Raw genomic sequence first — 22,559 nt, forward strand, 5'->3', positions numbered from 1 at the left:
ATGGACGCATGCGAGTCCACGTGGTCGCCGACGCGACCGACACCGACGGCGGTTACGTCGCCGAGCGCCTGAAGCAGCGGGGCGCCGAGCTCGTCCCCCTCGACCGCGACGACCTGCCGACGTTCGACACGATCGGTGGGTCCGACCTGGTGCTGCTGCTCGGGTCCGACAAGTCGGCCCACGACGAGACGTGGATCGAGTCGGTGACCGCCGAGATCCGGTTGATCCGGGCGTCCCTCGCGGCAGGCACGCCCGTCATGGGCATCTGCTACGGCGCGCAGGTGATCGCCCGGGCACTGGGCGGGACGTCGTGGCGCGCCGACAAGCCCGAGCTGGGCTGGCAGCGGGTCGACACGACCGACCGGGTGCTGTGCCCGGAGGGGCCGTGGGGGCAGATGCACAAGGACGTCTTCGCGCCCGGCCCGACGTCGCGGGTCATCGGCACGTCGTGGCGCGGCCCCCAGTGCATCGTCGACGAGAGCTGGGGTGCGCGCGCGATCGGCTGGCAGTTCCATCCCGAGGTGACCCCGGCGACGTACGAGCACTGGGTGCACGAGCTCTACTACGGCGACACGGGCGACGACCCGAAGGAGCTCGTGCGCCAGGCTCACGCGTGGGCGCCCAAGACCCGCAACCTCGCGCACGCCCTCACCGACTCCGCGCTGACCTACCTGCGCGTCGACCGGGACGTCGCGTGAAGGGCCGGCCCAGTGGCTATGCCTGGGAGGTGCGCGGCAAGGAGGTCGTCATCAGTCACCACGGTGCCGAGTCGGCGGTGCTGCGCGGCGAGCGGGCCCACCAGTTCGTCCGCGAGGTCGAGAAGGGTGACCCGCAGCTGCTGATGGCGCGCATCGCCGGCGGCACCTACAAGGCGCCCGACCAGCGGCGCAGCGGCCCCAAGCCGAAGCCCCGCGGCAGGCGCTGACACCAGCCAGCTCACGCGCCGCGAGACAGTACGAGGCCCCGACCCAGCGTGTGGATCGGGGCCTCGGGCTTGGGAGGCGTCGACGTCAGTCGGTGACGTCCGCTGCGTCGTGGGCGGCCGAGGCGGCCGTCTTCTCCGAGCTCGCGCCCTCGGTGGAGAGGGCACCGCCGGTGCTCTCGAGGTGGGCCCGGATGAACCAGTGGAACAGCTCGAGTTGACGTTGCTGGCCGATGATCATGTCCTCGGTGACCGGGTCGAGGTCGGAGGTGGCCTCCTGCGCCTTGCGGTGGTCCTGCAGCAGGTTGACGTACACCTCGTCGAGCGCGCCGAGGTGCTCGTTGGTCGTGGCGCGGCCCAGCGAGTAGTCCTCCCACGAGCGGCCGTTGACGATGGCACCGGGCGTGCCGAGGGGCGAGACGCCCAGCGTCGCGATGCGCTCGGCGGTCTCGTCGACCATCGCGATGACCTCGTCGACATGCGGGTCGATCATCTCGTGAACCGCGATGAAGTGCGGTCCGACGACGTTCCAGTGCACGTGCTTGAGCGTCAGGTGCAGGTCGTTCAGTGCGTTGAGGCGTTCCTGGAGGATGCCCGCGAGCTTCTCGCCCTCAGCAGGGCTCAGGCCGGGAATGGTGAATTTCGGTGAAGTAGCCATGGCGTGCTCGTACCCCTTGCGGCCGAGATCATGCGCGCCTCGCAAAAGATGCCGTCCCCGACCGTCGTGGCTATCGTCTGCTGTCGCCGCCGCGCGCACACCCTGCGCATCCGCGTCGGCAACACCACCAAGGGAGGAACCCCATGGGCATCATCGGATTCATCATCGTCGGCCTCATCGCCGGATTCGTCGCTCGCGCCGTCGTGCCGGGCAAGGACGACCTCGGCGTCATCGGCACGATCATCCTGGGCATCGTCGGCTCGTTCGTCGGCGGATTCCTCGGCTCGCTGATCCAGGACGGCCCCGCCGACCTGACGGCGTCGGGCATCATCGGCTCCATCATCGGCGCGATCATCGCGCTGCTGGTCTGGCGCAAGGTAGGCGGACGCTCGCGCGTCTGACCCCCACAGATATCCCCGCCGCCCCCGACGTGCTCACGAGGCACACGGGGGCGGTGCTGTGGGCGCCCGGGCGCTCGGTGAGTCGTGGGGGCCCGGCCGTAGATTTGACCCATGGCCCTGATCGTCTGCCCGCTGTGCGTCCGCGAGGACGACGTCCACCTCGTCCGCACCCTCGAGGACGGCCGCAAGGAGGCCCGGTGCGACGACTGCGACTTCGCCTTCGTCTACGGCGCGCCCGTCGAGCCCAAGAAGGTCGCAGCACCCCGCAAACGGACGTCCACGGCCCGGGTGGCCAAGCCCGTCGTCGTCCCGATCGCCGTCGTCGCGAAGCGCTTCCCGCTCGCGGGTGACGTCGATCCTGCCGCCCAGGAACGGGCCGACCGGCTCAAGCAGGAGTTCCTCGCCGCCGGGCCCTGGGAGCCCAGCGCGCTCGTCGCGCCCCACTGGACCAAGTACCGGTGGGTGTTCTCAGCCGACGGCCTCGAGAAGGTCGCGATCGCCGATCTCAAGTACTTCGCGGACTCGCCGATCGGCGGCTCGACGGGCGACCCGACGGTGTTCGACAAGGCATGGGTGCTGCTGGGGGAGTTCGAGGCTGCACGGCGCATCCGCGCCACCACGACCCACCTGCTGCGTGGCAGCGGAGATCTCGAGGACCGTCTGACGACGCTGGTCGACGGCTCGTTCGCGCAGTCGATGCCCGGCTGGGACGAGGCGCTGCTCACCAAGACGCTCGCCGTCGCGGAGGCGTACCGGTTCGTGCCGATCGTGACGTACGACGAGAAGCGGGCCATCGCCCTCGCGGTCTACGGCATCGAGTTGCCGGTCGTCGACGAGGTGTCGCTGACGATCGGTCGTCTGGCGGTGTGGAGCAACGACCTGCTGGTCGAGCTGGCCGGCGACGGATTCGACGACCTGCACCACACCGCGGCGTTCCTGCGGTGGGCGGCCACGCAGCACTGACGACCGACAGCGCTCATCACTGCGCCCGGGTGTCGACGGCGGCCGCCGCGAAGCGGTCGGTCAGGATCCTCGACGCCCGCAGGGCCTCGACCGACACCGCCGGGCTCCACAGCCACCCCTGCCCGAGTCCGCACCCGCGGGCGCTCAGCTCGTCAAGGTGCGCCTGCGTCTCGACGCCCTCGGCGACGACCTTGATGTCGAGCGACCGAGCGAGCTCGATGAGTGACCGGACGATCGCCAGCGAGTGCGTGTCCTCGGGGATGCCCTCGATGAAGCCGCGGTCGATCTTCAGCACGTTGATCGGCAGGTCGCGCAGGTAGGCCATCGAGCTGTACCCGGTGCCGAAGTCGTCCAGCGCGATGTCGAATCCCCGGTCGCCGAGCTGCTGCAGGATCGTGATCGCCATGTCCTGGTCGGTCATCAGGGCGCTCTCGGTGATCTCGAGCATGACCTCGCTGGGCTGGAGCCCGGCCTCTTCGACGGCGTCGACGATGTAGGCCGCGAGACCCTCGTCGGACAGGCTCTGACCCGACAGGTTGATCGAGACGTACGCGTCTTCCGGCATCGTGAGGTCGGCCTTGAGCTCGCTGATGTCGCGCAGGGCACGCCGGACGACCCAGCGGTCGACGTCGGTCGAGCTGGCGTTCATCTCGGCGAGCGCCACGAACCGCTCGGGACGGATCTCGCCGTACGTCGGGTGGTGCCAGCGAGCGAGGGCCTCGACGCCGACCACCTCGCCCGTGCTGATGTCGACGACGGGCTGGTAGTGCAGCTCGAGGTCGTCGTTCTCGAGGGCGTCGAGCAGCTCGCTGGACACGACCGAGCGCTCCTCGGTCTGCGCCGCGAGCTCGGCGTCGAACACCCTGACACGGCCGCGTCCACCGGCCTTGGCGGCGTACATCGCGGAGTCGGCGAAGCGCAACAGGTCGTCACCGGACTCCGCGGGCGAGCGCGCGACGCCGATCGTCGCGCCCACCCGGATCATGTGGTGACCGACCGCGTACGGGAGCGTCAGCTCGGACAGGATGCGTCCCGCCATGGTGCGGGCCGCCGGCTCGTCGACGTCCTTCATGACGACGACGAACTCGTCGCCGCCGAACCGCGAGACCATGTGCTCGGGCCCGACCGTCGCGACGATACGGTCGGCGACCTCGGTCAGCACGCCGTCGCCGGCGGTGTGGCCGCGTCCGTCGTTGACCTCCTTGAAGTGGTCGAGGTCGACGAACAGCAGGGCGACCCCCGACCGGTGGCCGAGGTCGAGCGACTCGAGGTGGGTCATGAGCGTCGACCGGTTGGGCAGGTCCGTCAACGCGTCGTGCTCGGCGGCGTGCCGCAGCTCGTCGATGCGCTGCAGGCTCTCGGTGATGTCGGTGATCATCGCGAGCGATCCCTGCCGCTGACCGTCGATGTCGGGCATGGGGGACGCGGAGACCCGCAGGACGTGCCTGCTCCCGTCGGGGTGCTTGTACGGCACGCGGTAGCGCTCGACCCCTCGGGTGTGGCGCGTGCTGACGCGGTCGATGACGAAGTCCCTGGCGTCGCCGTCCAGGACGCTCCACACCGGCGAACCGGTGATGACGTCGAGGGGCAGGGCGAGCATCGTGCTGAGGCGGGCGTTGGCGTAGGTGGCTGTGCCATGGGGCGAGATCACGAGGATGCCCTCCTCGGCGGTCTCGGCGATCGCGCGATATCGGGCCTCCGACAGGCTCAACGCCTGCTGCGTAGACACCTCGACGGTCACGTCGCGGATCGTGGACAGGATGCCTCGGATGCCGGTGTCGAGCAGGTTGATCGAGGTGTGCTCGACCCACATCCACTCGCCGTCGGCACCTTTGCAGCGAAAGCGCATCGTCTGCGGCTCGGTCGTGGTCTGCGCGTCCAGCCACGTCGCCGTGACCTGATCTATGTCGTCAGGATGGACGGACCGGCTGTGGTCGGTCGCCGGGTCGGCGTAGCCGGGGCCGAACATCCGTCGTCCCGGGGGAGAGGCGTACAACGTGCGTCCGCTCGCGTCGTGCAGCGTCACGAAGTCGCGCGACCGCTCGGCGACGACGTCGAACAGCTGCTGCAGCTCCTGCCTGGCGCGCTCGCTGTCGTGGAGCGGACGCAGGTCCTCGATGCTCACGGCGTATCCCGTGGCCTCGCCGTCGTCGCCGCGCAACACCGTCAACGTGGCCCGGACGGGGATGGCTTGGTCGTCGGTGCCGCGCAGGGTGCGCTCGACCTGCATCGTGTCGATGCCCTGCGCGGCGACCTCGGTGACGCGTGAGTGCACCGAGTGCCCGTCCTCGGAGTGGAGGATTGTGGCCATCGGTTGGCCGACCAGCTCCTCGCGCGAACGACCGACGAGTGCGCAGAAGGCGTCGTTGACCGCCGTGAGGGTGTCGTCGAGCCCGTGCATCGTCTGCGGGACCCGCGACTGCTCGAACCGGCTGCGGAACCGCGCCTCGTCGGCCCGGCGCGCCTCCTCGGCGAGCTTCTTGCCGGTGATGTCGGTGGCGTTGCCCACGACGGCCGCGACATCGGGGTCGTCCCGCAGATCGGTGATGACGAGCCTCGTCCACGACACCGATCCGTCGGCGTGTGCCAGGCGCAGCTCGAGGGTCTCCTGGCGGCTCCCGCGCTCCGAGACCGCGATCCAGGCGTGATAGGCGCGCCTGCGGTCGTCGGGGTGCACGAAGTCGAGACCCTCGACGCCCACGACGTCGTCGGCGTCCCAGCCCATGCGTCCGCGCAGGGCGGATGTCACCGAGGTGAGGGTGCCGTCGTCCTGGATCGTGAAGACGATGTCGGCGGCGTTGCGCACGAGCGACTGCCAGCGGCGGTGCGACGAGGCCAGGTCGCGCTCCTCGTGGATGCGCTCGGTCTCGTCGATCACGACGACCAGGATCTGGTCGCCCGCCGGCGTGGCCACGAGCTGCACGTGCAGCCCGTTCGCGTCGAGCGAGCGCAGCGACACCTGCGCCTCGGCGGTCTGGCCGCCTGACGCTGCGAGCACGCAGGCGCGGATGTCCTCGACGTCCGGCGCGCTCCGGCCGAGTGACTCGAGCTGCCGACCGACGACCTCGTCGAGCGGGACGTCGAGCATGAGGGCCAGGTCGGAGTCGGCCCGCAGCACCTCGCCGGTGCGGCTGAGGGTTGCAGTCGGGACGACGTTCGGAGCGTGCATGGGGCTGCGTCTCCGGTCTGGTCGGGCAGTGGTGCTCGTTCGGCCCATCGTAGGACCGTGAGGGGTTCACCGAGGTGGTTTGGCCGCACGGAACGGCAGCGTGCCTCGACGGGGTCTCCCGGGCCTACTGGCCCACGCGTCCGTCGACGCACTCGCGCAGCAGGTCGGCGTGACCGCAGTGGCGGGCGTACTCCTCGATGCGGTGCACCAGCAGCTCGCGCACCGAGATGCCGTCCTTGGCGAGTCGCTCGGCCGGATCGGGGTGCGATGCGAGAGCCGCATCGGTCAGTGACTGCTCGCGTGCCAGGTCGGCACGGGCGGCCTCGACCTGGGCCTCGTCGGCGGTCGCGTCGTCGAAATCGGCATCGCGCCGGCCGTAGAGCTTGTCGAGCGGCTCGCCGTCGATCCAGGTGCGCCAGTCGCGCTCGACCTCGGCCAGGTGCCGGATCATGCCCAGCAGCGACATCGTCGACGGCGGCACCGAGCGGCGGGCGAGCTGCTCCGCGTCCAGCCCGTCGCACTTCATGAGCAGCGTCATGCGGTAGTCCGACAGGTAGTCGTCGTACGTCGCGAGCTCGCCGTCGGGGCTCGGCCCGTCGCTGTTGCGCGGGTCGTCGGCGGGGTCGGCCCACATGTCGGGGTACACGGTCGCGCGCGTCCAGCGTTCGGGCCGATCGGGACGTCCTGGGTGCTCGGTCATGGCCCCATCGTGGTCCCGCGGGACGCTGATTGGCCAGGGGAGCGGACGTCTCGCGGCGCGTGTCGCGTGTGACGGGTGTGACTCGCACGACGTCTGACCTGCGCATTTGCCGGCACCCCGGGACATACCCGAGAAATGTCCGACCCGTTTGCCAAGGTCGTTGCATGCGTGGTGCCCGACGCGTATGGTTACCACTACATCTAGTACTTACACCGATGTAGTTCTCCACATGTGGGTCCACAGGATGTCGCCGCTGGTGCACAGATATCGACCTGAGTGCACAGCATCATCCACAGAAGCGTCCACAGATCCACCCCCAACCCCCGTCCCGTCTCGCTGAGACAGCCACCGGAAGGAGCGCCGCGATGCACTGCCCGTTCTGCAAGAACACCGACACCAAGGTGCTCGACAGCCGTGTGGCCGACGAGGGCGGTGCCATCCGGCGTCGCCGGGTCTGTGCCCAGTGCGAGAAGCGCTTCACGACGATCGAGCAGATGCAGCTCATGATCGCCAAGCGGTCCGGTGCCACCGAGCCGTTCATCCGCGACAAGGCCATCGCCGGTGTCGCCAAGGCGTGCAAGGGTCGCCCGGTCTCGGCCGACGACCTCGCACGTCTGGGCCAGCAGGTCGAGGACGCACTGCGTGACCGCGGTGCGGCCGAGATCCCCGCTCACGAGGTCGGCATGGCCATCCTCGAGCCCCTGAAGGCACTCGACGAGGTCGCGTACCTGCGCTTCGCGAGCGTCTACAAGTCGTTCGAGTGCGCCGACGACTTCGCCGCCGAGATCGCGACCCTCATGGTCGCGGCCGCCGATGGCGAGCTGGCAGAAGAGACCCGCAACGCCTGAACTTCCCGCACGACCCCTGCACGACCGCACGACCACGCAGCACCGCACGAAACTTCACTCACGTATGCACGGCAACCACACAGGAGCAGCAGGATGACAGAGACGGTCAGCGGATCCACCGGATCCCCACGCAAGTCGGCCAAGGCCAAGGCCGGAGCCGGCCTCAAGATCGAGCGTGTCTACACGACCGAGGGCGTCCACCCCTATGACGCCGTCACGTGGGAGCGCCGCGACGTCGTCCAGACCAACTGGAAGACCGGCGAGACCGTCTTCGAGCAGCGCGGCGTCGAGTACCCCGACTTCTGGAGCGTCAACGCCTCCACGATCGTGACGACCAAGTACTTCCGCGGTGCCGTCGGCTCGCCCGAGCGTGAGCAGAGCCTCAAGCAGCTGCTCGACCGCGTCGTCCTCACCTACACGCAGGCCGGTCGCGACAACGGCTACTTCTCCTCCGAGGAGCAGGCCACGATCTTCGAGCACGAGCTGACGCACATGCTCCTGCACCAGGTCTTCAGCTTCAACAGCCCCGTGTGGTTCAACGTCGGCACGTCGAGCCCCCAGCAGGTCAGCGCCTGCTTCATCCTGGCCGTCGACGACTCGATGGACTCGATCCTCAACTGGTACAAGGAGGAGGGCCTGATCTTCAAGGGCGGCTCCGGTGCCGGCCTCAACCTGTCCCGCATCCGTTCGTCCAAGGAGCTGCTCCGCTCCTCGGGCGGCACGGCGTCCGGTCCGGTCTCCTTCATGCGCGGTGCCGATGCCTCGGCCGGCACGATCAAGTCGGGCGGCGCGACGCGTCGTGCGGCCAAGATGGTCGTCCTCGACGTCGACCACCCCGACATCCAGGAGTTCGTCGAGACCAAGGCCAAGGAAGAGGACAAGATCCGCGTCCTCCGCGACGCCGGCTACGACATGGACCTCGGCGGTGCCGACATCACCTCGGTGCAGTACCAGAACGCCAACAACTCGATCCGCGTCAACGACGAGTTCATGCGCGCGGTCGAGGACGGCAAGGAGTTCGGCCTGCGCGCCCGCACCAACGGCGAGATCATCGAGACCGTCGACGCGGTCAAGCTGTGGGACGACATCGCCAAGGCCGCCTGGGCCTGCGCCGATCCCGGCATCCAGTACGACGGCACGATCAACGACTGGCACACCTCGCCCGAGGCCGGACGCATCACGGCGTCCAACCCGTGCTCGGAGTACATGCACCTCGACAACTCGAGCTGCAACCTCGCATCGCTCAACCTGCTGAAGTTCCTCAAGGACGACGGCTCGTTCGACACCGCGACGTTCGTCAAGGCCGTCGAGTTCATCATCACCGCGATGGACATCAGCATCTGCTTCGCCGACTTCCCGACCGAGGCGATCGGCGACACCACGCGCGCCTACCGTCAGCTCGGCATCGGCTTCGCCAACCTCGGCGCGCTGCTCATGGCGTCGGGCCTGGCGTACGACTCCGACGGCGGCCGCGCCCTCGCCGGGTCGATCACCTCGCTGATGACCGGCACGTCCTACCGCCGCTCGGCCGAGATCGCCGGCGTCGTCGGCCCGTACGACGGCTTCGCGCAGAACGCCTCGGCGCACGAGCGCGTCATGCGCAAGCACCAGGCCGCCAACGACGAGATCCGCACGCTGCACTCGATGGACATCGACGTGCACCGTGAGGCCGCCAAGCAGTGGGCCGAGAACCTCACGATCGGCTCCAAGAACGGCTGGCGCAACAGCCAGGCGTCCGTCCTGGCCCCGACCGGCACGATCGGCTTCATGATGGACTGCGACACGACGGGCATCGAGCCCGACTTCTCGCTCGTCAAGTTCAAGAAGCTCGTCGGTGGCGGCTCGATGCAGATCGTCAACCAGACGATCCCCGCGGCGCTGCAGAAGCTCAAGTACAACGTCGAGACCATCGAGGCCATCGTCGAGTACATCGCCGAGAACGGTCACGTCGTCGACGCGCCCGGTCTCAAGACCGAGCACTACGAGATCTTCGACACCGCCATGGGCAAGCGCTCGATCAAGCCCATGGGCCACGTGCTGATGATGGCCGCCTGCCAGCCGTTCCTGTCCGGTGCCATCTCCAAGACGGTCAACCTGCCCGAGACGGCCACGGTCGAAGAGATCAAGGACGTCTACTTCCAGGGCTGGAAGCTCGGCCTCAAGGCGCTCGCGGTCTACCGCGACAATTGCAAGGTCGGCCAGCCGCTCTCGGACGGCAAGGAGGCCAAGTCGTCCGGCTCGACCGAGGTCAAGGAGGTCGTGCGCGAGGTCATCGTCGAGAAGCCGATCCGTCGTCGTCTCCCGAAGTCGCGCCAGGCCATCACGACGTCGTTCTCCGTCGGCGGCGCCGAGGGCTACATGACCTCGGGCGCCCACGAGGACGGCTCGCTCGGCGAGATCTTCATGAAGCTGGGCAAGCAGGGCTCGACCCTGGCCGGCATGATGGACGCCTTCTCGATCGCCATCAGCATCTCGCTGCAGTACGGCGTGCCGCTGGAGACCTTCGTGCAGAAGTTCACCAACATGAAGTTCGAGCCCGCCGGTCTGACCGACGACCCGGACGTCCGCATGAGCCAGTCGATCATGGACTACACGTTCCGTCGCCTGGCCCTGGACTACCTGGACTTCGACACGCGTTCGGCTCTCGGCATCCACTCGTCCGAGGAGCGCCAGCGCTTCCTCGACACGGGCTCCTACGAGGCACCCGTCGGCAACGGCACCACCGCCGCCGAGCTCGTCGAGACCTCGCCGGCTGAGCCTGTCGAAGCCTCGAACTCCAAGGTCACCGAGTCCGCCTCGGCGATCGAGTCCCCGTCGGTGTCGGGCGACAGCCACGAGGCAGCCGCCTCGAAGCCCGCCCCGGCCACCGCCCACACGAGCGCCGAGCTCTTCGAGCAGATCACCGGATCCGCCGTCGACTCCCCGCTCTGCATGACCTGCGGAACCAAGATGCGCCCCGCCGGCTCCTGCCACGTGTGCGAGGGCTGCGGAAGCACCAGCGGCTGCAGCTGATCTCAAGTTGCGTCATTTTGTCACGAGGAGTTGCGTCAAATGTCAACGAGTTGCGTGATTGACATTCACCATCACTATGACGCTGAAAGTCATAGTCGAAGTGATAGCTCGATGTCGCAACCCCTCAACCCGGCCCGTGCGCTCCCTCATGGAGTGCCCGGGCCGGGCCCGTTCCTGGGTGCGGCGTACGCGGCACTCGCAGGTCGGTCGCCCACCCGGGTCGGCCGGAAAACACGAAACCCCGCCTTGCAGGGCGGGGTTCGCGTGGCACGGACAGGTGGTGTCCGCATCGGTGTTCCAACCGCATCTCACCACCTCTTCGTGTGCCCGAGCAAGTCGAGCACGAAGAGAGGAGGAGACGATGCCCAAGAACCCCAAGCAGACCGGTAGCAAGGCTGCGAAGAACGCGAGCAAGGTCATGCGCGGCAACTACAGCAAGGCCGCGAAGTCCGCGGCCGCCAGCGCCCTGGCACAGTCGCCCAAGCGCGGCAGGTGAGGCAGCGGCCCGTCCGGCATCGCCGGGCGGGCCGTCCTCGGTCACCACTAGGAAGGACAACCCATGACCACGCCGCCTCCGGACCTCCGCCACGCCATCTCCAGCCTGACGCACGCCGTCTCCAGCCAGGACCCGACCGACCGCACCTACCTCAAGGTCGTTCGTCCAGGTGACGAGTTCGCGTACGGGACAGTCGCACCAGCTATCAACGACGGGTGGGCCTTGGACACGTGCGGGATGTGGTTGCCGCGAGGAACTGCCAAGCCGCGCGGGCCCATCGAACGCGCCTACGTCTTCATCACTCCCGAGGAGTTGTTCGGTTTCACCCTGTCGTTCGCGCAGGTGCTGACCATCCTCAAGCAGGTGTCGCGGTTGAACGCGGTCACCTTCGCCGCAGCCATGCTGGCGAAGCGCGCTACTCCCGGGCTTCGGCTCCGCGGCGGCGACGTCGAGTTCATCGAGGCGTTCCTCGCCGACCCTTGGAAGACCAAGGCGCTCAACCTCATGCGTGAGCGGGACCGGGCGCTCGTCGTCCCCCAGGCGATCCATCTCCTGGCCAAGCTCGCGTTCATCGTGTGCCCGGAGGAGGCACCGGTCGAAGTTGACCAGGGCGAGGCGCTCTTGACCGTTCTGCTGCACCTGCCGGCGCACCTGGACTCTGGCGTTGAGGCGCTCGCGGAGGACGAAGACCACACCGTGACCGCCGATGCGGGGCCACTCGCGTGCTACTTCATCGCCAACCACCTGTTCAACTCGCACCTGGACGTCATGACCGCGACCGCGGTGTTCCAGCGCTGCTGGATCGAGATCCCTGCAGAAGACGTCGAAGACCCTCGGATGCTTGACCTTCCGGCCGAGTTCGAGGATGCGACCGGGGTGCCGCTAGGCGACCTCACAGCCCTGTGCGTGATGTTGTGGGCCAGCGCCGTGAACGGCAACACCGTCCTGGAGATCTCGAGAGTCAACGCCTTCGGGTGGTCTACCGAGCGTCTCGAACGGGCACTAGACCTCATCAGCTGCGACCCAGACCAGATGCGAACCAACATCGTCACCGCTGAGCACAGGTACGGGTTGCTGTGGACCACCCGCAACTTCGCGTATCACCCGGTCATCCGGTGGGGGAGCCACGTCACCGTGCTCGACCCTGAACTCCTGCTGCGTAGGGCCACCGGGCTGTGGCCGCTCATGGACATCCAACGCGCCCTTGAGGACGGGCCCCAACGAGACCGCGACCGCGCGAGCCAGGTCAGCGCGGCGGCGCACCGGGCTCATGAGAAGTTCGCGCTGGAGACTCTGAGGGATGTCGCCGGCAAGAGCCGGCTCTACGACGAGGACGCGCTCGTCGCGGCATACGGACGCAAGTCCAAGGTCGCCGACATGGCAGTGGACTACGGGCACTCGTGGGTCGCCATCGAGGTGACTACCACCGGGTTCCAGGACCTGACCGCCGCCGGCACCAGCCCCGAAGCGGTGACACAGGACCTGAACAAGGCCGTCCGCAAGGCCAAGCAACTTCACGCCACCATCGACAACCTGCGACGCGACACCAACCGGCTGACCAAGGACGGCCGTAGCAACACGGTCCGCACCTTCTATCCGGTCCTGGTCGTCACCACGAGGTTCCCCGCCTCGCCGATCACGATGACGATGCTGTGGGAACGTCTGCGCGAGGAGGATCTCCTTCAGGGTGACGACGTCGCTCCGTTGGAGGTGATGGAGCTGGAAGACCTGTGCGCTACCGAGGGTGCCGTCGAAGTCGGGCACAGCCTGATGGCGCTGCTGGACGAGAAGAGGACCTCCCCGATGCAGCGCATGTCGATGCGGGACTTCCTGCAGGACAAGCTGCGCGGCATCGTGCGACAGCCAAAACGGGTGCAGGACAGGTGGCAGAAGGTGTTCGATCCCGTCATCGACGCCGTCCGCGACGCCGCCTGAGGTCAGCGGTCGGGTTCGCTACGGTGACACTCAACATCCCGCGGCACTAGCGCGTCCCGGTCGTCCGAGTGCTTCTACCGCCCGCGGGCCGGTCTGCGTCACTACCGCTCGGCATCGTCCAGAGGATGCTGGCGCGACGTCGTAAGCAAGAGCGAGTAGGAGACGTCCTCAGCGAGTTCGAGACCACCGCCGGACGTGGTCTCGACGATGCCCGCGTTCAGCAGCGCTCCCTTGGTGACCCTGTCGACGTTGCTGGTCGACTTCAACCGCTTGCCGCGGGCGGTCCGAGACACCAGGTTGGCCTGGCTGATGTCCAGCTGGACGCGGCCCAGGTGACGGCGGGTCAGGTCCTTCAGGGCCTCTACTGGGGCAGCGCGGAACGCTGGGACCAGCTGGACTGTCCCATCAGTGGTCCGGACCTCGAGGCCCGCGACGGCGACTGTGGCGGCCAGCTCGGTCAGGGCGCCGGCCAGGGTCTCCAGGTCGGTGCCGAGGGCAGTTGCGAGTGCGTCAACGGGCGCGGGTGAGTCCAGCGCACGCAGCGTTGCTCCGACCTGACGCAGGAGCTCGCTGCCCTCGGACGAGGCTGGGGTGGCTGAGTGACCTTCGACGACAAGGAGCGCGTCGGAGGACAGCTCTAGGACCTTCGCGAGACGCCGTACGTCACCCAGGGTCAGGTCGGAGCTGGTGTTGCCGGACTCGATGCTGCGGACCATGGACGTGGAGAACGCCTCGCCCAGGTGTGCGGCGAACGTCCGTTCGGACCAGCCCAGCTCGAGCCGACGCGCCCGAACGAGGCCGCCGTCGATGGTGGGGTCGGTGGCCAGGTAAGCGCTCATGTCAGTTCCCTGATGCTCAAGCCCCACCGGGTCAGCCACCGGCTACCCGAGGCGAGGTCGCGCTCCTTGTACGACGCGGCCACAGCCACTCCTGCTTCGCGGCGTGCTTCGGTCAGGAAGCGCGCCAGGCGCTGGTCGGTCTTGTTCTGGTTCTGGCCCTCGAAGAACACGTCATCCGGCCCGGCGCCCTCATTCGTGCGGAGGTGGTGCTGTGCGCGTACGAAGGGTCGGGCCGGCTCGAAGATGTCGTAGACGCCGGCCTCGGTGCGGACGGTCGACCCGTCGGCTGCGACGTCACCAACGAGCACGATGGCCGTGTGCCCGAGGGGCACGCCGGCGGCTGCGAACGCGCAGGCCGCACCCCGGGCTGGGTCGGCGTACGCCCGCAACCGTCGCCAGGCGTGCGGGCGTCGCAGCGCGTCGTGCGGCATGGTCTGCGCTGTCCCGACGAGGCGGTCCAGCTCGACGCGCAGGTGGAGCTGGGACGCGAACAGTCCGACCTGTGCGGCACGGACCACGACGACGAACTGGGTGACGGTCTCGACCTCGCGCCATCGGGCATGGAACCAGTCGGCCATGGCCTGTTCACGGGCGACGGTGTCCCGTGGCAGGGTCTTGGCTACGTCTGCGGCGGCACGGGCGTGACGGACGAAGAACTCGTCGACCACCTCCAACACCGGTGGTGCCAGCAGGTCTCGGCACGCGGCGCGGAACGTCGTGAAGTCATCGCTGGGAACGTGCTCGGGCCAGTTCACGACCGGTACGACGTCTTCGATGGGGTCGGGCTCTGTGAGCGCGGTCTTGAACGTGTCGAGGAACTGCGACGCGTCGACGACGTCCGCTGGCGGGAGCTGGTGGTTGCGGCAGAAGTCGTCGACGGTGTCCTGGACGGTTGTGCGGTAGCCGGTGTCTCCGACGAGCCAGACGTGCCAGCCCGCCGAGATGGTTGTTGTCAGGAGCTCGGTGATGACAGGCAGGGGGAGCAGGAACGCGTTCTGGACGTACAGGTCGTCGATGTCGTACGCCCGGGCCCAGGCCACGACGCGGGTCAGCTGCCCTTCGCCGGGGCGGCCGTTGCCGGCCAGTCCGTCTTGGACGCCGAACGAGGTGAGGATGTCGGTGGCCAGTGTGCTCATCCGGCGGGTGTCCGGGCGAGCCCACACCCCGACTCGAGACTGGGTGAGGTTGGTGAACGTTGACGCGTGGACGTCGCGGGTGCTGGAGTCGTGGTCGTTGACGACGTGGACCCGGCTGGGGGCGGCGCTCATCCTTGGACCATGGCCAGGGCGGCGGACAGGTGCTTGGGTGTGACCTCCGTGCCTGCTGGCAGCTGTTTCATGAGGTCCAGGAGCGCGGACAGCAGCTGTCCCCACCGGCGCCAGTTGCCGTACCCGTAGGTGGAGTCCAGCTGCAGCAGGAACTTGGGCTCGATGGTCTCCATGAGGGGGTGCCAGGCGCGGATGGCCCTCAGAAGCGCCTCGTCCTCCAAGGGTGCGAACTGGATACGGGCGGACACCCGGCTACCGAGTTCGGGGGCCCGGTTCATCGCCTCGTCGACGGTCGACCCGACCAGCACGAGAGCCCACGACGCACGGCCCATGTCGTGCAGGTATCTGACCTGTTGCAGCGACGCCTGGCGCAGGTTCTGGGCTTCGTCGATGACCACGATGCGCCCGGTCAGCTCGGGGACGAGCTGGTCGGTGAGCTCGAACTGGGAGTCCCGTGTGCGGTGGGGGACACCGATGGCCGACAACAGCCTGACGGTGACCTCCTTGGGGGCCGGGGCGGGAGGCATGTCGAGCCAGTGGACAGGCCGGCCGCCCGGGACGCGGTGCCGGTCCAGGAACTGGTCGACGGTGAACGTCTTGCCGTTGCCGGGTGCCCCGTGGACGACGGCGATGCCGTTGCGGTCGATGGCCGATGCCAGGTTCAGCTCGGCGAACGCCGTGGTCTTGGTGCGCACGACGTTGGCGTCGTCCAGTCCGGGCAGGTGGCGCGGTCCTTGGGCGCTCACAGGTCATCGTCCCCGAGGAGGTCGGTCAGGGCGTCGGACTCAGCGAAGATGCCAGTCGCGCCGGCCGCGTCGTACGGCGGCCTGCTCGGCGTGGGCGTTGCCGTCTTCGTGGCCGGCGGCGCTGTGGCAGCGTTGATGACGGCCGTTTGCGCTCGAACTACGGCGGCGCGTTCGTGGGCGGCCTTGATGGTCTGCCAGTCCGCGTGGCGCTGCTGGACGACGGTCCGGCGCTCGTCGGTGCCGAGCTGGCCGCTGGGCACGGCTTCGCAGATGAAGTCGTCCCCGTCGAAGACGTAGATGGTGTTGCCGTCCAGCGGGAGCAGCCTGATGTCGACCTTGCAGCCGCGGTACTTGGCCAGCCCGGCGGCCAGGTAGCGGCGCCCCTCGAACCGGATGCCGTCCTTGCTGACGGTCCGCTTGCTCGAGGCGCGCAGCATCAGCGGGAACAGCTGCTGGGGGGCAGCCTGGGCCACGTTGGTCGCTTTGGCCTTCCACGCGGTCAGTGGCGTGCACCCGATGGCTGAGTGGACGCGTTCGGTGTTGTACTCCACGACCCAGTCCTGCATCTTCAGCACGAGCGCGGAGAACGGCAGCAGGTTGGTGTCGGCGCCTCGCCACCACTCGGTTCCCTGGAACGACCGTGGCCCGTCCGACGCACCGGGCAGGTGGGAGTACAGCTCGGTCTGGATGGTCCGATGCCAGCGCTCAATCTTTCCCTTCTGCCATGGCGAGTACGGGGCGGCTGGGAACGGTGCGATGTTGAGCCGCAGGCATGCGGCGGTCACGGTCTGGTTGATGAACTCGGTGCCGTTGTCCCACTTGATGGTCTGTGGGATGCCGCCAACGAACGTGCCGTCGGCAGTGCGGAACCCGCGCACTGCGGCAGCAAGCGCGGCGACGGCGTCCTCACCGCCGGGAGGTCCGGGCAGCAAGATGGTGGCCATCACCATGCGGGTGGCCTCGTCCACGAACGTGACCTGCCACGGCTTGAACGGCGCCGTCCCGTTGTCCGGGCGCACCCAGACCGGCACCTCCTGGGAGTCGGCCTGCCAACGGGTGTTGGGGCGCTCGGGCACGTCCTCGAGGTAGAGCGACATCTGTAGGTAGTCCTCGCGGCCGTTGCCTCGCAGACCGGCCGCCACAGCCGGCGCGATGTTGTCGCTGTACTGGCGCGTGAACTGCGGGTAGCTGACCGTGATGGTCTTGTCAGCGTGCAGGCGGCGCCACGCCTGCTTGAGGCTGTCGCAGCTGGCGACGGCGGCCAGCACCAGTTGTCTGGTCTGCGGGTCGCTCCACCACCCGGCACGCACCGTGTGGGTGGCTGGGCCGCCGTCGCGCATGGTCTTGAGGTGGCGGTGCACGGTACGGGTGGAGATGCCGAACCCGTCGGCAGCACGACGGACGACGTCGCCGGTGACGTTGCCTCCGCCGGCGGCGATGGCCTGGTTCAGCATCGCTGTCAGGGCCTGCCGCTCGGAGGCCCTCATGCCAGCTTCTCGAGAGTGGTCTTCGGCGCCTTGGGGTCAGGTGACGGTGCCCACCCGCGGGTCTTGCCGACGTAGGTGACCGACTGGTGAGGGTTGGTCAGGTCGCAGACCCGCAGCAGCGTCCCGGTGGTCAGCGGCACCGTGTCGACGCCGGGGAAGGAGCTGAGGCCGCGTCCACAGACCCGGTCGATGACGAGGTCTCCGGTGGCCGACTTCTGCCATGCGATGAGCCCGGAGCTGACGTTCGCGCCGGCCCGCTGCCAGCTGTCGTCCATGGTGAAGTGGCGGCGGTAGGTGATAGCGGCCGACGCCAGCAGCTGGAGCGAAGCGCTGGGACCTCTGCCGCGCAGGCTGCCGTGTTCAGCCATCAGGTCCTTGATGACGTCGGCCTGGAGCGTCTGCTCGGGCTGGTCGAGCAGCAGCAACCTGACGGTGAGCTGGTCCAGGGCGTTCGCGGTGGCGAACATAGGGGTCGAGTGGTCTCGCATGACGTGGTCCTTGGTTGGAGCAGGTGGTGGGTGCCTGCTTGGCAGCTGATTCCATGGACTGTGCTGCCTGCCTGCATTCCTAGCAGCGGCGTCTGACGCAAATGCGGACGCTAGTGACGCAACTACAGTGACAAGAGAGCTAGCGTGGAGCATTGCTCGCCTACGTTGCGCAGGTGCCTGCCACCCGCCCGCCCAGCTCGTACGCCAGGGCCGACCAGTGGCCCGAGGGACCCTTCACCCGCACCGACATGAGTCCCGCGCTGCGTGCCGCGGTCACTATGGCCGCGAACATCGCCGTCGAGGTCAGGGCTGCTCGGTCGCGCCGGTACTGGTCGCAGGAGGACCTGGCTAAGCAGGCAGAGGTGTCCAAGTACACGGTCTCCAGGCTGGAGTCCGGCGGTGCCTGGACCGACATGCGCGTGGTGCTGCAGATCTGCGCAGCCCTGGACCTTGAGCTGTCGGTCAGTCCCAGGACGTGACTCGCGCGGCCGAGTTCGCCGTCGAACTAGGCACGCTCAGCTGCGCGTCGAGTCGAGTTCGGTGTCGTCCTCGGCGGTGTGCACGGATCGGTGCTCCCATGGGAACACCCAGCGGAACAGGCTCAGGCCGGGCTTGCGGCACCAGCAGTCCGTGGCGCAGCCGCAGCGCATTGCGCCGAGGTGCTCCGCGAGCCTGTTGCCGGCTGCGATGAGGACGTAGGCGCCGACCAGGACAAGAACCGCGCGTCTCACGGCAGGGCCGCGATCAGCTGGTCGGTGGTGGGTGAGCCACTGAGCCCTGTCGGCGTGGTGTAGACCCGGCAGGCGAGCCCCACCTGCTCGGTACCGGACGCGAACGGGTCGATGCCGTCGATGCGGATGGTTGGAGACCCCAGGAACCCGGTCGCCTCTGCCTCCTCGACGGTCTCGACCCGGCGACGCTCCACGGTGGCGTTTTGGTGATCAGCGGCCCGAAGTGCCTCGGACAGTCGCCCGTCGGCGACCGTCCAGTTCGGGCATCCATCGAAGTACAACAGCTCAACACGCATCGGATGCTCCTTGTGGCCGGCAGGGTTCGCTTCCTACTGTGCCACCGCCGTCACCGGCGGACGACCCGATCGGCGCGGTCCGCAGCGCCGGGGCCGCGACCTTGCCGGGTGCAGGCTCGGTGCGGCCCCTTCGCGTGCGCGCTCGTTGTGGTGTCTACCGCGTGCTGGCTGTTGTGGCGGCACCGTTGCGGCGTGCCAGGGCCGCGGCGACTGGGTAGCCGGTTGCCAGGCCGAGCACGATGCCGATCTGCATGAGGAACCAGAACGACCCTTCCGAGGCGGGGGGCATGTACTCGTTGAAGTGCAGCAGCAGCATCCATCCGGCCATGCCGATGTCGAACGCCAGCACGGTCAGCACCGCTGCGCCTGCTGCGGCGCCGACGCTCAACCCTGTCGCGGCGGTTCGCTCGAACGTGAACAGCAGCACGATGGCCAGTGCGCCGATGACCAGCAGCATGACCCACAGGTCGATGCCGGCGATGGTCAGGCCTGAGGCCAGGACCAGGGGCACTCCGATGAGGTGTGCGACGGCGCTGGCCGCTCCGCCGGGCAGGCTGACGCTCGCCGCCGACGCTGCGGAGTCGCGGTTGACGTGGCCGGTGCGGGCAGGGGCTCGACCGGTCTTGGTGTACAGCCACAGTGCTGCGGGTCCGAGGTAGAGCCCAGAGCAGACCCAGACGACCTCGGCGGCGACGGTGCGGTGCCGGCGCCTTAGGCCGTAGATGTCGATGGCGATGAGGGCGGCGCTGAGCACCGCAAGGGCGATGAACGCCCAGGCGATCGGCGTGAGCCAGTCCGGGACGTTGTTGGTCATGTTCATGTCCATCAGGGTTCCTTCGGTTGAGGTTTCGCGGGGTTGGTGACTGTCGGGATGGGGTGTGCTTGGTTCTGCGCTCGACCCCACAGCTCGTGCGGGACGTCGCACGCCCACACCGGTGGCGACGTCTGTCCCTCTGGGGCGAACCCGACGGCGGCGGCTGCGACCTGCTCGACTGAGCCAGGCCGGACGCTCCATGCCAGGCGCCGTGCGCCTGTAGTGTCCGCGACATCCAGCAGCGTCTGGGCTACTCGCTGTGCGCCGTCTAGGTTCTTGAGGTCGGTCCAGACCTCAAGGGTCGAGGTCCCGTGGTCGTGCCGTATGTCCGCCACTCCGGCAGGCGAGCCGTCGTCCATGGTGACCGTCCCGAAGCCGTCGTGGGGTAGACGCACCCCGTGGTCGTGCGCGTGTGGAAGCTGCGCCGACGGTGTTGTGGAGCGGCGCAGGACCCGGCGACCGCGTCGAACGGCCACTCGCGCGCACGGCAACATCATCAGGGCGCATGAACGGAGCGTCGTCGCCCATGACCGGCCTGTCACTTGTCGCGCGAGGTCGGGAGCAGCCTCCGCCGGTGTGGTGCGAGGGAGCCACCAGATGTCGTGGTCGGTCGGGACGCCGTCGTACGGGCGAAGTTGCCTGGTGGTCGCGCGTCGGGTGAAGCCGAGCTCGGTCAGCATCCGCCCCGGCCCCGTGTTGGTGACTGCCACGGGCGCGACGACGCCGCGGACGGCGGCCGGTAGCCCGACCACGCGAGTCAGGGCGGTGCGCCACGCCCACGCGCGTGCTGGTGCTGATGTGTTCGCGGACAACCAGATCGACAGCTCGGCAACACCGGTGCGGGGGTCGACGGCAAACGAGATCTCGCCCAGGACATCACCGCCACCGTTGGCCAGGACGAGAGGGACCAGCCGCCCGGCGCGTGCCGCGGCCCGTTGAGCAGTGACCTTGTCCGCCCACGAGGTCAGCGAAACGGACTTCTCCCAGTCCACGTCCGCGGCCCCGATCGACGGCTTGAGCCGATCGGCTTCGCGCAGACACGTGTGGCGCCAACCTGGGCCGTCCAGAAGCTGTGGCGGCCGCAAGACGAGATCGTGGTTTCCGAAGCGTCCTGTCGTGTGGACGGAGGCCGCTCGTGTGGACGCTGAGTCCAGGGTGAAGTCTTTCGGGCCCGAGGACCCGGGGTGCGTGTCGTGGGTCATGGCCATGGGTTCGCCGCGCAGCCGTCGAGGCCCAGGGTCTGCTGGAGCATGACCGGTGCCTTGGCGCCAGGCGCAGGGCATGGTTGGTGGTTGAACCCGAGGGCGTGTCCGACCTCGTGGTTGATGACGTACTGGCGGTACTTGCCCAGGTTGTCGTAGGAGTCGACGCCTTGGACCCACCGTTTGGCGTTGATGACCACGTCGTTGCCGTTGCGGCACGACACTTCGCCTCGGGTGCGCAGCGGCGCGCACAGGCGATCGGTCGTCGCCGGGCTGGCCAGCACCACACGCAATGCCGCGTCTGGGGTGCGGCGGAACGAGCGTGTGCCGGTGGCGGTCCAGCCCCGTCGGTCACCCAAGGTGGCGTCGACGGCGCGGGTGAACCGGCTGAGCTTCAGTCCAAGTCCGTCCTCAACTTCCACCCGGTACGTGATGACGGTGCCGGCCTGACCCAAGCGGTCACTTGTGCTCTTGGCCGTGGTGAACGTGCCGTCGGCTGCCTTGGGGACGGTCGTGGGGTCAGGGGCTGGCGTTGGTCTCGCCGTGGCTGGCTCTGGCGCCGTGGTGGCAGGTGTTGCGGGGGCTGGTGGTGTGCTGAGGGTGGGGGCGATCCGGGCGGCGGGGTCAGGACGTGGCGGTGCTGTTTGACCTGCGACGCCGGCGGCCACCAGCAACGTCGCCGCAGCGAGCGCGGCCACGGCTACCGACAGCCGCCGAACCGTCAGCTCACTCTTGGTCGGGTGGCGTCGCCGAGCGCCGCTCACAGCATGGTCTTCCAGGTGGCCCCGTCGTCGGTGCTCTCGTAGATGCCGGTCGTGGTGGCGGCGTACCAGGCGTCGTCGTTGGCGGTCAGCGCTTGCGGTTGCCCGGGCAGCTCGCCGCGACCCTTCCAGGTCTGACCGTCCTCCGAGGACCACACCAGCCCGGTCGGCGAGATCCCGGCCAGCGTGGTGTCGCCGTCGATGTAGACCAGCGGCGGCGCGGTGCTGACTCGTTCGGTCTGACTGCCGGTGGTCTGCCTCAGCGTGTAGTTGGCGCCGGTGACCAGGACGCTGTCGTCTGGGCCGATTGCCACGTCAATGGCTGGCAGCTCTGCCAGCGGGGTGAACGTGCGTCCGTTGTCGGTGGACTCGACAACGGTCTGAGTGACCGCGTCGTAGGCCACGACTCTGGTTCCGGTGGTGTCGATGGCGTGCAGGTCGGCCTGCCCGGTCAGGCTGATCGGGTCGAGGGTGCGGCCGGCGTCGGTACTGGTGACCAGCCCCATCGGGTTGGTCGCGTCGGCTGTCGCAGGGTGTCCGCTGGCGGCGAACTGGTCGGGACCGGTGACGGTGAAGCCCATCAGGTCGTGCGGGGCCTGTTCGACCCGTTGGGGCACGCCGTCGTCCAGGGTGAACAGGCCGTCGTGGGTCGCGATCCACAGATCGCCGGTTGTTGGGTTGGGGCCGAGGCCGTGGACGTGCCCGAACGCAAGAGCGGTCGGGGCGTCTTGGGCTGGCTGCGAGCAGGCAGCCAGCAAGGTGAGCATCAGGGTCAGCGCTGTCGCGCCGACCCGAGCGGGAAGGTGTGTGTGATTCATGGCGT

23 protein-coding genes are annotated in these 22,559 nt (G+C 68.4%); 9 read left to right on the forward strand and 14 right to left on the reverse strand.

The window, feature by feature from the left end; translation table 11 throughout:
- The first annotated feature begins 8 nt into the window (after positions 1-8).
- Together JOF40_RS13975 and JOF40_RS13980 are read left to right on the forward strand one after the other, a co-directional pair.
- On the forward strand, positions 9-698 hold the full coding sequence (locus JOF40_RS13975) for a type 1 glutamine amidotransferase (RefSeq protein ID WP_129184447.1): 690 nt from the start codon (positions 9-11) through the stop codon (positions 696-698).
- On the forward strand, positions 695-925 hold the full coding sequence (locus JOF40_RS13980; RefSeq protein ID WP_129184445.1) for a hypothetical protein: 231 nt from the start codon (positions 695-697) through the stop codon (positions 923-925). The genes JOF40_RS13975 and JOF40_RS13980 overlap by 4 nt, the downstream gene beginning before the upstream one ends.
- Positions 926-1,010: 85 nt before the next feature.
- Here JOF40_RS13980 and JOF40_RS13985 read toward each other — a convergent pair whose 3' ends face one another.
- On the reverse strand, positions 1,011-1,580 hold the full coding sequence (locus JOF40_RS13985; protein WP_129184443.1) for a Dps family protein: 570 nt from the start codon (positions 1,578-1,580) through the stop codon (positions 1,011-1,013).
- A gap of 143 nt (positions 1,581-1,723) precedes the next feature.
- On the opposite strand from JOF40_RS13985, the gene JOF40_RS13990 reads away from it, so the two are divergent.
- Complete coding sequence (locus tag JOF40_RS13990; RefSeq protein WP_129184441.1) at positions 1,724-1,981, forward strand: GlsB/YeaQ/YmgE family stress response membrane protein; 258 nt, start codon at positions 1,724-1,726, stop codon at positions 1,979-1,981.
- 111 nt (positions 1,982-2,092) lie between these two features.
- Positions 2,093-2,944: a hypothetical protein gene (locus JOF40_RS13995; protein ID WP_129184439.1), complete on the forward strand. Its 852-nt coding sequence runs from the start codon at positions 2,093-2,095 to the stop codon at positions 2,942-2,944.
- A gap of 16 nt (positions 2,945-2,960) precedes the next feature.
- On the opposite strand, the gene JOF40_RS14000 is transcribed toward JOF40_RS13995, so the two are convergent.
- Both JOF40_RS14000 and JOF40_RS14005 read right to left on the reverse strand, forming a co-directional pair.
- Positions 2,961-6,113 carry a sensor domain-containing protein gene (locus JOF40_RS14000; RefSeq protein ID WP_188111851.1) on the reverse strand — a complete coding sequence of 1,051 codons (3,153 nt, stop codon included), beginning with the start codon at positions 6,111-6,113 and terminating at the stop codon, positions 2,961-2,963.
- 124 nt (positions 6,114-6,237) lie between these two features.
- On the reverse strand, positions 6,238-6,813 hold the full coding sequence (locus JOF40_RS14005) for a mycothiol transferase (RefSeq protein ID WP_129184435.1): 576 nt from the start codon (positions 6,811-6,813) through the stop codon (positions 6,238-6,240).
- Between the two features lie 365 nt (positions 6,814-7,178).
- Here JOF40_RS14005 and nrdR point away from each other — a divergent pair, with 365 nt between their 5' ends.
- The 4 genes from nrdR to JOF40_RS14020 all read left to right on the forward strand — a co-directional run bounded on the left by nrdR (position 7,179) and on the right by JOF40_RS14020 (position 13,104).
- Positions 7,179-7,661, forward strand: coding sequence for a transcriptional regulator NrdR (gene nrdR / locus JOF40_RS14010; RefSeq protein WP_129184433.1), 483 nt, complete (start codon positions 7,179-7,181; stop codon positions 7,659-7,661).
- Between the two features lie 93 nt (positions 7,662-7,754).
- Positions 7,755-10,673 carry a vitamin B12-dependent ribonucleotide reductase gene (locus tag JOF40_RS14015; RefSeq protein ID WP_129184431.1) on the forward strand — a complete coding sequence of 973 codons (2,919 nt, stop codon included), beginning with the start codon at positions 7,755-7,757 and terminating at the stop codon, positions 10,671-10,673.
- Between the two features lie 361 nt (positions 10,674-11,034).
- A complete protein-coding gene (locus JOF40_RS20030; RefSeq protein ID WP_281064705.1) occupies positions 11,035-11,169 on the forward strand; it encodes a hypothetical protein in 135 nt (44 codons plus the stop codon).
- Positions 11,170-11,232: 63 nt separating this feature from the next.
- A complete protein-coding gene (locus JOF40_RS14020) occupies positions 11,233-13,104 on the forward strand; it encodes a hypothetical protein (protein WP_129184429.1) in 1,872 nt (623 codons plus the stop codon).
- Between the two features lie 101 nt (positions 13,105-13,205).
- On the opposite strand, the gene JOF40_RS14025 is transcribed toward JOF40_RS14020, so the two are convergent.
- From JOF40_RS14025 to JOF40_RS14045, 5 genes are read right to left on the reverse strand one after another with little or no spacing between them, the layout of a single operon-like run.
- Positions 13,206-13,943: a helix-turn-helix domain-containing protein gene (locus tag JOF40_RS14025; RefSeq protein ID WP_129185996.1), complete on the reverse strand. Its 738-nt coding sequence runs from the start codon at positions 13,941-13,943 to the stop codon at positions 13,206-13,208.
- Entirely contained in the window at positions 13,940-15,211 is a 1,272-nt protein-coding gene (locus tag JOF40_RS14030; protein ID WP_129184425.1) for a hypothetical protein, read from the reverse strand. Before JOF40_RS14030 ends, JOF40_RS14025 begins: the two co-directional genes overlap by 4 nt.
- Positions 15,208-15,957, reverse strand: a complete 750-nt coding sequence (locus JOF40_RS14035; RefSeq protein ID WP_129184424.1) for an AAA family ATPase — start codon at positions 15,955-15,957, stop codon at positions 15,208-15,210. The genes JOF40_RS14030 and JOF40_RS14035 overlap by 4 nt, the downstream gene beginning before the upstream one ends.
- Positions 15,954-17,444 carry a TnsB C-terminal domain-containing protein gene (locus JOF40_RS14040; protein ID WP_129184422.1) on the reverse strand — a complete coding sequence of 497 codons (1,491 nt, stop codon included), beginning with the start codon at positions 17,442-17,444 and terminating at the stop codon, positions 15,954-15,956. The genes JOF40_RS14035 and JOF40_RS14040 overlap by 4 nt, the downstream gene beginning before the upstream one ends.
- Positions 17,441-17,932, reverse strand: coding sequence for a hypothetical protein (locus JOF40_RS14045; RefSeq protein WP_129184420.1), 492 nt, complete (start codon positions 17,930-17,932; stop codon positions 17,441-17,443). The genes JOF40_RS14040 and JOF40_RS14045 overlap by 4 nt, the downstream gene beginning before the upstream one ends.
- 173 nt (positions 17,933-18,105) lie before the next feature.
- Between JOF40_RS14045 and JOF40_RS14050 the strand changes: the two genes are divergently transcribed.
- Positions 18,106-18,411, forward strand: coding sequence for a helix-turn-helix transcriptional regulator (locus JOF40_RS14050; protein ID WP_129184418.1), 306 nt, complete (start codon positions 18,106-18,108; stop codon positions 18,409-18,411).
- A 36-nt stretch (positions 18,412-18,447) separates the two neighbouring features.
- On the opposite strand, the gene JOF40_RS14055 is transcribed toward JOF40_RS14050, so the two are convergent.
- From JOF40_RS14055 to JOF40_RS14080, 6 genes are all read right to left on the reverse strand, one after another.
- The gene (locus JOF40_RS14055) at positions 18,448-18,663 is read right to left on the reverse strand and encodes a hypothetical protein (protein WP_209674617.1); all 216 of its coding nucleotides are present in this window, start codon (positions 18,661-18,663) and stop codon (positions 18,448-18,450) included.
- Positions 18,660-18,959 carry a DF family (seleno)protein gene (locus JOF40_RS14060; RefSeq protein WP_129184416.1) on the reverse strand — a complete coding sequence of 100 codons (300 nt, stop codon included), beginning with the start codon at positions 18,957-18,959 and terminating at the stop codon, positions 18,660-18,662. The genes JOF40_RS14055 and JOF40_RS14060 overlap by 4 nt, the downstream gene beginning before the upstream one ends.
- 154 nt (positions 18,960-19,113) lie before the next feature.
- A complete protein-coding gene (locus JOF40_RS14065; protein WP_188111850.1) occupies positions 19,114-19,785 on the reverse strand; it encodes a DUF4396 domain-containing protein in 672 nt (223 codons plus the stop codon).
- Positions 19,785-20,975: a GNAT family N-acetyltransferase gene (locus JOF40_RS14070; protein ID WP_209674618.1), complete on the reverse strand. Its 1,191-nt coding sequence runs from the start codon at positions 20,973-20,975 to the stop codon at positions 19,785-19,787. Before JOF40_RS14070 ends, JOF40_RS14065 begins: the two co-directional genes overlap by 1 nt.
- Positions 20,972-21,739, reverse strand: coding sequence for a DUF3152 domain-containing protein (locus JOF40_RS14075; protein ID WP_307800772.1), 768 nt, complete (start codon positions 21,737-21,739; stop codon positions 20,972-20,974). The genes JOF40_RS14070 and JOF40_RS14075 overlap by 4 nt, the downstream gene beginning before the upstream one ends.
- The gene (locus tag JOF40_RS14080) at positions 21,736-22,554 is read right to left on the reverse strand and encodes a F510_1955 family glycosylhydrolase (RefSeq protein WP_129184412.1); all 819 of its coding nucleotides are present in this window, start codon (positions 22,552-22,554) and stop codon (positions 21,736-21,738) included. Before JOF40_RS14080 ends, JOF40_RS14075 begins: the two co-directional genes overlap by 4 nt.
- Positions 22,555-22,559: the final 5 nt, after the last annotated feature.

Origin of the sequence: Aeromicrobium fastidiosum (assembly GCF_017876595.1) — a bacterium.
In the GTDB taxonomy this organism is placed as follows: Bacteria; Actinomycetota; Actinomycetes; order Propionibacteriales; family Nocardioidaceae; genus Aeromicrobium; species Aeromicrobium fastidiosum.